The organism is Streptomyces otsuchiensis, from assembly GCF_004305975.1.
Lineage (GTDB): Bacteria > Actinomycetota > Actinomycetes > Streptomycetales > Streptomycetaceae > Streptomyces > Streptomyces otsuchiensis.
In genome coordinates this window covers 1-2,606 of the sequence record NZ_BHZI01000449.1, presented here as the reverse complement: position 1 = coordinate 2,606, position 2,606 = coordinate 1, and the positions used below count along the sequence as shown (strand labels likewise).

The window sequence follows — 2,606 nt, the reverse complement described above, 5'->3', positions numbered from 1 at the left end:
GGACACGCCCGCCGCCCCGGCCGCGGACCAGGCCCCCGACCGGACCGTCACCGGTGGAAACGCGGCGCTGACCGGACGCTGGCAGGGCTCGCTGATGGACAACTACGGCACCCCGCGGGTGCCCGTGGTGCGCGGCGAGGGCGCCCGGCTGTGGGACGCCGACGGCAACTCCTACCTCGACTTCCTCGGCGGCATCGCCGTCAACTCCCTCGGGACCGCCCACCCGGCCGTGGTGAAGGCGGTCACCGAGCAGATCTCCACCCTCGGCCACGTCTCCAACCTGTTCACCGCCGAACCCCCGGTACGGCTCGCCGAGCGGCTGCTGGCCCTCGCCGGACGCCCGGGAGCGGTCTACTTCGCCAACTCCGGCGCCGAGACCATCGAGGCGGCGGTCAAGATCGGCCGGCGCACCGGCCGCACGCACATGGTGGCCACCGTCGGCGGGTTCCACGGCCGCACCATGGGCGCCCTCGCGCTGACCGGCCAGCCCGCCAAGCAGGAGCCGTTCCGGCCACTGCCCGGCGACGTCACCCATGTGCCCTACGGCGACGTCGAGGCCCTTCGGGAGGCGGTCACCACCGAGACCGCGCTGTTCGTGGTCGAGCCCGTCCAGGGCGAGAACGGCGTCGTACCCGCCCCCGAGGGGTATCTGCGGGCGGCCCGCGAGATCACCCGGGCCACCGGCACCCTGCTCGTGGTGGACGAGATCCAGACCGGCATCGGACGCACCGGGCACTGGTTCGCCTCGGTGGCCGCCGGGGTGGACGCCGACGTGATCACCCTCGCCAAGGGACTCGGCGCCGGCATGCCGATCGGTGCCACCCTCGCCTTCGGGGACGCCGCCCGGCTTCTCACCCCCGGTCAGCACGGCTCCACCTTCGGCGGCAACCCGGTCTGCTGCGCGGCGGCCCTCGCCGTGCTCGACACCATCGAGTCCGAGGAGCTGCTGGAGCGGGTCCGGCACACCGGCGACCGGCTGCGGCACGCGGTGAGCAATCTGCGCCACCCCCTCGTCGACCATGTGCGGGGCAGCGGCCTGCTGCTGGGTATCGTGCTCACCGAGCCGGTCGCACCCCGGGTGCAACAGGCGGCTCAGGACGCCGGGTTCCTGGTGAACGCCGTGGCGCCGGACGTGATCCGCCTGGCGCCACCCCTGATCATCGGGGAGCCGGAGGTGGACGCCCTCACCGGCGCGCTGCCGGGCGTCCTCGACGCGGCGGCCGCAGCGCCCGCCGCACCGTGAGCGGACGGCGGACCAACCGATGAGCCGGAGAGGCAGCATGACCGAGGAGCACAGCGGGCCCGCGGTACCCCAGACCCGAACCGCCCGGCACCGGCGGATCGTGGACATCCTCAACCGGCAGGCGGTGCGCTCCCAGAGCCAGCTCGCCAAACTGCTGGCGGACGACGGGCTGGCCGTCACCCAGGCGACGCTCAGCCGCGACCTCGACGAACTGGGCGCCGTCAAGATCCGCAACACCGGTGGTGAGCTGATCTACGCGGTGCCCAGCGAGGGCGGCTACCGCACCCCGCAGGTGCCGCTGGGGGAGTCGGTCAAGGAGGAGAGGATGGCGCGGCTGGCGGGAGAGCTGCTGATCTCCGCCGAGGCCTCCGCCAACCTGGTGGTGCTGCGCACCCCGCCGGGCGCGGCCCAGTTCCTGGCGTCGGCCATCGACCAGGCCGAGATCCACGTCATCCTGGGCACCATCGCCGGGGACGACACCCTGCTGCTGATCAGCCGGGACCCGGAGGGCGGCCGGCAGCTCGCCGACCATCTGCTGAGGCTGGCCCAGAAGGAACGCTGACCCGCTGTCCGGCGCGTTCCCGCCCGGGGCCGGCCCCCGCTGTCCGCCGCTGTCCGCCGCGTTCGCGGCCGGTGGGCCCCGGGTCAGCCCGGCGGCTGGTGGAGCCCGAAGGGCGAGCCCTGGTCGTCGCGGCAGATCCGGAACCGGCCGTAGCGCGCCTGGGCGTCGGCGTCGCCGTCGATCTCCACCTCCTCCACGGAGCCGCCCAGTTCACGGACACGCTCCAGTGCCCGGTCGATGTCGTCGACCCGGAAGAAGAGGTAGGGCGCGCTGCCGGGATCACCGCCGTGGATGCCGCCGGGCACGGACGACCCCTCGATCGTCAGGCCCGTGCCGTCGGGGCTCTTGCGCATGGTCCAGCCGAACAGCCCGCCGTAGAAGGCGTGGGCCCGGGCGGGATCGTCCACCCCGAGTTCGAAGAACGTGATCTCGCCGGTCATCGTGAACCTCCCGAGCGGCGGCGACCGCCCGGGAGGACGGGGGCCGTTCGGGTGGTACCCGCGGTCGCGGTCGTCCCGGTGCCGTCCGGGCCGCCTCCCGTCCGCCCGGACGGGAAGGCCGCCTGGACGTGGCAGCGCGCGGTTCACGCCGCGCGCCGTGTCCTCACGGTAGGACGGCGCGCGCCGACCGGCATCCCGGCGCTCTTCTCCCTCCTGGGCACCGGCAGGGTGGCCAGAGCCCGCTCAGTGGTCGCGACGGCAGGCCAGAGCCGCGAGAGCGGCAAGCGCCTCCGCCGCCGGTCCGGTCACCGCGGCGGCGTCGAGCGCCGCCATCGCCCGGCGGCCGTGGTCGGCGGCGGCC

At 74.6% G+C, this 2,606-nt stretch carries 3 protein-coding genes; 2 read left to right on the top strand and 1 reads right to left on the bottom strand.

Annotation, left to right across the window (positions count from 1 at the left end; all coding sequences use genetic code 11):
• Positions 1-94 precede the first annotated feature (94 nt).
• Positions 95-1,243, top strand: a complete 1,149-nt coding sequence (locus E0D90_RS24955) for an acetylornithine transaminase (RefSeq protein WP_130800194.1) — start codon at positions 95-97, stop codon at positions 1,241-1,243.
• A gap of 37 nt (positions 1,244-1,280) precedes the next feature.
• Positions 1,281-1,805: an arginine repressor gene (locus E0D90_RS24950; protein WP_103503571.1), complete on the top strand. Its 525-nt coding sequence runs from the start codon at positions 1,281-1,283 to the stop codon at positions 1,803-1,805.
• Between the two features lie 83 nt (positions 1,806-1,888).
• Here E0D90_RS24950 and E0D90_RS24945 read toward each other — a convergent pair whose 3' ends face one another.
• Entirely contained in the window at positions 1,889-2,245 is a 357-nt protein-coding gene (locus E0D90_RS24945) for a VOC family protein (RefSeq protein WP_130800193.1), read from the bottom strand.
• Positions 2,246-2,606: the final 361 nt, after the last annotated feature.

What these genes read in the sequence shown, in the direction of transcription:
- E0D90_RS24955 (WP_130800194.1), top strand. Translation starts at nt 95, where the DNA reads ATGGACAACTACGGCACCCCGCGGGTGCCCGTGGTGCGCGGCGAGGGC.
- E0D90_RS24950 (WP_103503571.1), top strand. Translation starts at nt 1,281, where the DNA reads ATGACCGAGGAGCACAGCGGGCCCGCGGTACCCCAGACCCGAACCGCC.
- E0D90_RS24945 (WP_130800193.1), bottom strand. Translation starts at nt 2,245, where the DNA reads ATGACCGGCGAGATCACGTTCTTCGAACTCGGGGTGGACGATCCCGCC.